The sequence below is a fragment of the Thiorhodococcus drewsii AZ1 genome, from assembly GCF_000224065.1.
Classification (GTDB): Bacteria; Pseudomonadota; Gammaproteobacteria; order Chromatiales; family Chromatiaceae; genus Imhoffiella; species Imhoffiella drewsii.
Window position 1 is genome coordinate 1 of record NZ_AFWT01000077.1, and the last position, 5,687, is coordinate 5,687.

The 5,687-nt window shown below is 55.9% G+C and carries 7 protein-coding genes and 1 pseudogene; 3 read left to right on the forward strand and 5 right to left on the reverse strand.

Annotated features, from left to right (window positions below):
- Nucleotides 1–115 precede the first annotated feature (115 nt).
- From THIDRDRAFT_RS22670 to THIDRDRAFT_RS22680, 3 genes and pseudogenes are all read right to left on the reverse strand, one after another.
- Nucleotides 116–423, reverse strand: a pseudogene (locus tag THIDRDRAFT_RS22670) (hypothetical protein); the annotation flags it as partial.
- Nucleotides 424–700: 277 nt separating this feature from the next.
- Complete coding sequence (locus tag THIDRDRAFT_RS22675) at nucleotides 701–1,561, reverse strand: REP-associated tyrosine transposase (RefSeq protein WP_007043268.1); 861 nt, start codon at nucleotides 1,559–1,561, stop codon at nucleotides 701–703.
- Nucleotides 1,562–1,573: 12 nt separating this feature from the next.
- On the reverse strand, nucleotides 1,574–1,906 hold the full coding sequence (locus tag THIDRDRAFT_RS22680) for a hypothetical protein (protein WP_007043269.1): 333 nt from the start codon (nucleotides 1,904–1,906) through the stop codon (nucleotides 1,574–1,576).
- A 167-nt stretch (nucleotides 1,907–2,073) separates the two neighbouring features.
- Here THIDRDRAFT_RS22680 and THIDRDRAFT_RS26965 point away from each other — a divergent pair, with 167 nt between their 5' ends.
- Nucleotides 2,074–2,358 (forward strand): hypothetical protein, encoded by a 285-nt coding sequence (locus tag THIDRDRAFT_RS26965; protein ID WP_245535918.1) that lies wholly within the window; start codon nucleotides 2,074–2,076, stop codon nucleotides 2,356–2,358.
- A gap of 79 nt (nucleotides 2,359–2,437) precedes the next feature.
- Here the strand turns inward: THIDRDRAFT_RS26965 and THIDRDRAFT_RS25100 are convergent, their stop codons facing one another.
- Entirely contained in the window at nucleotides 2,438–3,292 is an 855-nt protein-coding gene (locus tag THIDRDRAFT_RS25100) for a class I SAM-dependent methyltransferase (protein WP_159105443.1), read from the reverse strand.
- A gap of 152 nt (nucleotides 3,293–3,444) precedes the next feature.
- On the opposite strand from THIDRDRAFT_RS25100, the gene THIDRDRAFT_RS22690 reads away from it, so the two are divergent.
- Nucleotides 3,445–4,185 (forward strand): tyrosine-type recombinase/integrase, encoded by a 741-nt coding sequence (locus THIDRDRAFT_RS22690; protein ID WP_007043272.1) that lies wholly within the window; start codon nucleotides 3,445–3,447, stop codon nucleotides 4,183–4,185.
- Between the two features lie 304 nt (nucleotides 4,186–4,489).
- On the opposite strand, the gene THIDRDRAFT_RS26465 is transcribed toward THIDRDRAFT_RS22690, so the two are convergent.
- Complete coding sequence (locus THIDRDRAFT_RS26465; protein WP_173364704.1) at nucleotides 4,490–4,657, reverse strand: hypothetical protein; 168 nt, start codon at nucleotides 4,655–4,657, stop codon at nucleotides 4,490–4,492.
- 65 nt (nucleotides 4,658–4,722) lie between these two features.
- On the opposite strand from THIDRDRAFT_RS26465, the gene THIDRDRAFT_RS22695 reads away from it, so the two are divergent.
- The coding region (locus THIDRDRAFT_RS22695) for a tyrosine-type recombinase/integrase (RefSeq protein WP_007043274.1) at nucleotides 4,723–5,687 on the forward strand (965 nt) is incomplete at its 3' end.

Here is a 5,687-nt window from a genome sequence, read left to right on the forward strand (position 1 = left end):
CTTTGATGCGCTCCCATTGGTCATCGCGCAGGGCATGGCGGCGTTGTGCGATCTGGGCTCTCCTCAATGTTGCGATCGTGATGGACGAGAATCATGGCACGCTCAAGGAATTGATGACACGCCCTAGGCGTTTATCCACCTGCTCGAAACGCTTATCCATGCTGGATTGCAGACTTTCGAGGCGCTTGTCCACCTGCTCGAAGCGCTTGTCCATATTCGCCTGCAGCGCCTCGAAACGCTTGTCCGACTGCGCGAACCCCTGGAGCATCAACTCCCGCTGATGCCTCAGTCCTCCTCGACCCGAACCATCCGCTCGCGCAGCTCGATCTCGTAGACGGCTGGCGGCTTGCCCAACGACTGCTCGGCCAGCCACTCGCCAAGGTGCTGCTTGATGAATGCGATGTCTTCTTGAGCCAAGGCCATCGTCTTCTCCCCAGAAATCAGTCAAAGCGGACTTGCATATCAGACCATGGGACTCCGAATTAGGACGGCAGCGAGCCGTCGCCCAGCACCTCGACTTCCGACCATAGGCAAATCTCGGGAAAACTATCGAGACCCGTCTCAGTCGCCGCCTGAGCCACGGCGCCCGACCAAACGCAAGCCCACCATTACATGACTCGCTCCGACCTCTCCCGCGCGGCTGATCGTCTGTCCTCAAACCAGCGCACGGCCCGTGCTGACCGTCGAAATCCCGTGATCTTCAGCCATGAATCTGCTGTAACTCGGCCTGCCGAACGGCCCGACTGACCGTCATCCGCCCAACGCCGAAGAAATCCGCAATCGCCTGCATGCTGTAATCCCCGGTGCGATAGGCCGCTGCGATCGCTTGATCGCGTTCGCGATAACGGACGGCAAAATCCGCGAGAGGTATCGGTACGGCCCGACGCTGGCGGCGGGGAACCTCCCGCAGTAGCCGATCCGGCTCGATCCGTGCTTGCACGCGTTCGACGAACGCTTCCGAGCCCAGATACAGTTGCTGTTTCAGCGCCGCCCACGGACCAGGCGCTCGCGTCCCTTCGGCAACGAAACGTCCGTAAGCTGCAACCGCAGATGGCCGGTCTTCGCCAAAAGCCCCCAGCAGCCAATCCGTGAAGAGAAATGGTGCCGCCTCCTCAAGACCCGCCGTGGCACGATAACTGCTCCAGGGCCAATCCGCCGCGCTCGCGACCATACCCGCACGCACGGGGTTGAGCACGACATAGCGCGCCAACTCCAGCAAATAGGCATCTTTCTCGACCAAAATCCCCTTGTAGCGCCCCTGAAACAGATGTCCAACACGCCCATGGGTGCGGTTCACCTGCTGCGTATACACCCCATTCAGTTGACGCATGCCTTTCGAGAGATTCGCCTCCGGCGTCTCGATGATCAGATGATAGTGATTGGTCATCAGACAATAGGCATGACAGATCCAGTTGAAACGGTCGACCGTCTCGGCCAGCGTCTCGCAAAACCGCTGTCGATCCGTCTCCAGATCGCCCAGAAAGATCGCCCGTCGCTCGTTCCCTCGCGCCGTCACATGATAAAGGGCACCCGCAAATTCCAACCGCAGAGGGCGAGCCATCGTGTCCGAACCCTAAAGATACCGCAGGGCGGCGATGATGAGACCGGCGCTAGTTGCGATGAATCCAACCAGCCAGAGAAACTGCTGGTCGTGGCGCTTGAGCATTTCGTCGAAGCGTTTGTCTACCTGCTCGAAGCGCTTGTCCACCTGCTCGAAGCGCTTCTCCATCAGATCGAAGCCTTGACGCATCAGTTCGCGCTGGTGCTTGAGTTCTTCCTCCACCCGCACCATGCGCTCGCGCAGTTCGATTTCGTAGACCAGCGGCGGCTTACCAAGGCTTTGTTCAGCCAGCCATTCGCCGAGGTGCTGTTTGATAAAGGCGATGTCTTCTTGGGCCAGAGCCATAACCTGTCTCCCCATGGGGCGCATCATACTGAGTTGCGTCTACCTTACGCCCGAGCAGGCAAATGGGCAATGGGAGACCTGACCCCAAATTTTCGAAGGCCTTGGTGACCGACGCCCGAGGCGTATACCACGACAGTGGTTTGGCTCGTCGTCGGTCTATCCGAGCAATGACGACACTGATAGCGCTTCGGGCGGAGCACAATCACCGTCGTGTAATCGAACAACGGCAAGTGACGCAGGTTGATTTCTTGACCCAAACCGTAATCGTGATCGATTGGCTTGTCGCACCGGTGACACTCGGTTCCTTCCAAGGTGCTGTGAACATAAATCTTGAGCGTCTTGCGCTCGGTGAGCACAACCCGGTCAATGGCGATATCAGGCAGGTTCAGCAGCGTCTGGAGGGTTTCTGTGTCAAACATCATTATCAACGGCGTTCGAATGAGATTTCATGAGGGAGCGACTCGCAACCCGCTGATTTTCAAGATACCATAATCCCAGAAGATCCGGGAGAGCCCCTTTTTTATGTATTCGTTATGCAGGTTTAAGGATGTAAATTGATGTTAAGATAGCCAGTTGTTCAGGAAGCATTAGTGAATATGGATATACGAGTTCGAGTTCTTTTATTTTTTCCATTGTTTCTTTATGCAAATCTGTTTCTTCGCCAATCACCTCAAACCCCGAATCAACAAATATTTGATGGTATTCATGATGTCTCATACGGTTTTCACCGTCTCTTGCCAAGAAATTAATCAAGGCATGCTTTTCTTCACTCCATGTCAAGAAATTTAATTTCGAAATAGACTTATCATGATGTTCAAAGTGGTCAGAATGATCTATCAAGTGAACCATTATCCCTCTTTCAGATATTTTACGGCGCAAAGACGAAAAGAGCGTATAAATATCATTTTTCGGAATATGCTCTAACACGGTACGAGATATAACTAAATCTAAAGTTTTATCCGGAAGGATAGAACTATCAAATGGGGCTAAGTATTCAATAGGAAGAGGTGCTATATTTTCAATTTTCTGGACAAATTCATCATTTGGAAAACGGTTCTTTAGGTAGTCTGATGTAGCGCTAAAAGTTATATTGTCCATATGAACATTAAGATCGGACATAAATATCCTTTTTGCTCCATCACGAGCCAAAAGGATAGGAATTGTTGGAAACCAACCAGATCCTATCTCAAGAATTATTGATTCTTTTATTGTCTTGTTAGATTGCTCTATTGAAGACTTTATTCGCTCATAGTGTTTTAAGGTAAGTTCAAGATTATCAGTATTTGGAGGATATCCAAATATTTTTCTTTTAATCAGTCGAATATTTTCAATAAAGGGAATCCTCCCTATCAATGCCTTTTTTACCAATAATTGTTTCCAGTTCATTTCTATTTGTGTATCCTTTTTAGAAGCATAACAGTGTGTTGGACGAAGCCGCTTCGCGGAGAGAGCCCATGCGGCGTCGTCGCTCTTAGAATGTAACCTCATACCCTCTCCCACGAGGGATCTTGTGTTCACGCTCATGAGGTTACCCCACCATGTCCGTTTCCTGCGAAGCGCAATTTAATCGCCAGTATGAGGCGCATCTCAAGCACCTTCGGCTCAAGGGTCTGCAGCCCAAGACCATTGATGCCTATGCACGTGCCGTGCGGCGCATCGGTGCCCATTTCGACGGCTGCATCGACGATCTGTCCGAGGAGCAACTGCTCGCGTATTTCTCCGCCTTGCTCGACAGTCACTCCTGGAGTGCCGTCAAGCTCGGTCTGTACGGGCTGAAGTTCTACTACGCCCATGTGCTGCACAAACCTTGGCCGTCGCTGGATCTGGTCAAGCCGCCACGCGGGCAGCGTCTGCCGGACATCGTGACGGTCGCGGAGACGCAGCGCCTGATTCAGGTGACCCAGACGCTGAGTTACCGGGTGTTCTTCTTCACCCTCTACAGCCTGGGTCTGCGTCTCGGCGAGGGTTTGCGTCTGACGGTGGCCGATCTCGATGCCGCGCGCCGCCGGGTCCATATCCGCAATGCCAAGGGCAACCGGGATCGGTTGGTGCCGTTGCCCGAGACGACGCTGGTAATGCTGCGTCGCTTCTGGCGGGTACATCGCAACCCGGTGCTGCTGTTTCCCAATCGCCATGGCGGACTCAAGGGTGCCGCTGCGGCGTCGACGCCGCTCAATCGTGGTGGCGTGCAGATCGCCCTGCGCCAGGTGGTTGCGGCGTGCGGGATCAAAAAAAGATCACGCCCCATAGCCTACGCCATAATCCCGAGTGGCAAATAATACCGGGTAGTCCTGGCGTCCTGCTCTAAGTTCTTTTTCGATCAGTCTCTTACTGCTGATGCCGTGATTGTCGACCCGGCATTATTCTGATTGTTTCCCCGTGGCAAGTCATCCGATCAGCCACAGAGGAAACACCATGAACATGCACTGCGGCCTCAAACCGGTCGTGTTGGAGAAGTTGCAGGCGGGCCTTTTGGCGCCCCATCTCGAGGCGCTCAGCCGTGAGTTCTCCGAGCGCGGATACGCGCTCGCGACATCAAACTACGCCCTGCGGTTGTTCGCGGCGATAGGGACCTGGCTTGAATCATCCGGTCACAGTCACAGGATCCTTGACCTGGATGAGGCCGTCCTTGGGGCCTTCTTGGCGGAGCGTTATCGCCGCTTCAAGCCGCGTAGCGAAGACCACCCAATGCAGGCGTTCTTGCTGGCGTGCTTGCGCCGGACAGATGTCCTGATGCGCATCCGGAGCCACCAGATCTTGATCCGAATGCCCCGATTCGGGAGGCGTTTCGTACCCATCTAATCACCCAGCGCGACTTGGTCCCAGAGACGGTCAGCACCTATCTGCACACGGTCACGCGCTTTCTCGAGTGGCGATTTTGGGCACAGTCACCACCCGCCTTGAGCGCCCTCGGCGCTGAGGATGTCAATGCGTTCATGCTGGAGCAGGCGCGCCGCTACAGCGCCGGTCACACCCAGCTAATCGCCAGCGCGCTGCGCGGATTTCTGCGTTTTCTGCGACAGCGCGGCATCCTGGTCATCGACCTGGCTCAAGCCGTGCCCGCGCCGGTGCGTCGGCAATTGGCGGGCTTACCGAAGTTCATGCCGGCCGAGGATGTCGAGCGCCTGCTGACCTCGGTCGATCAGACGCGCCCGCAGGGTCTGCGCGATGAGGCCATTCTGCTCTTATTGGCCCGCCTGGGATTGCGCGCCGGCGAGGTGGCCCGGTTGCGCCTGGATGACCTCGACTGGGAGGCGGGGGAGCTGATCATCCACGGTAAGCGCGGACGCGTTGAGCGCTTGCCCTTACCCTGGGACGTCGGCGAAGCCCTCAGCCGCTATCTGCGCGAGGTCCGACCGGCGTGCAACACCCGCCAGGTGTTTGTCTGTCTGCGGGCTCCACGGCGTAGCTTCCAAGCCGGCAACGCGGTTGGGACCATCGTGCGCCGTGCGTTGGCCCGCGCTGGGCTGCATCCGCCGCATCAGGGCGCTCACCTGCTGCGGCATTCGCTGGCCACTCGGTTACTGCGCGAGGGCGCCTCTCTGGTCGAAATCGGGGAGCTGCTCCGCCACCAGAACCTCGACACCACCCGGATCTACGCGAAGGTCGATGAGCCATCGTTGCGCCGTAAGCGTCCGGCCAATTACATCTATCCCGCCCAGAATCGAGTCTGCAAGATGAAATTCCATTCCATCACGACAGGAGTTTCAGCATGGCAGATCGACGGCGCACACGCGAGCAGTGGCAATCCATTGTTGAAGGCTGGCCAAAGAGTGGCCTG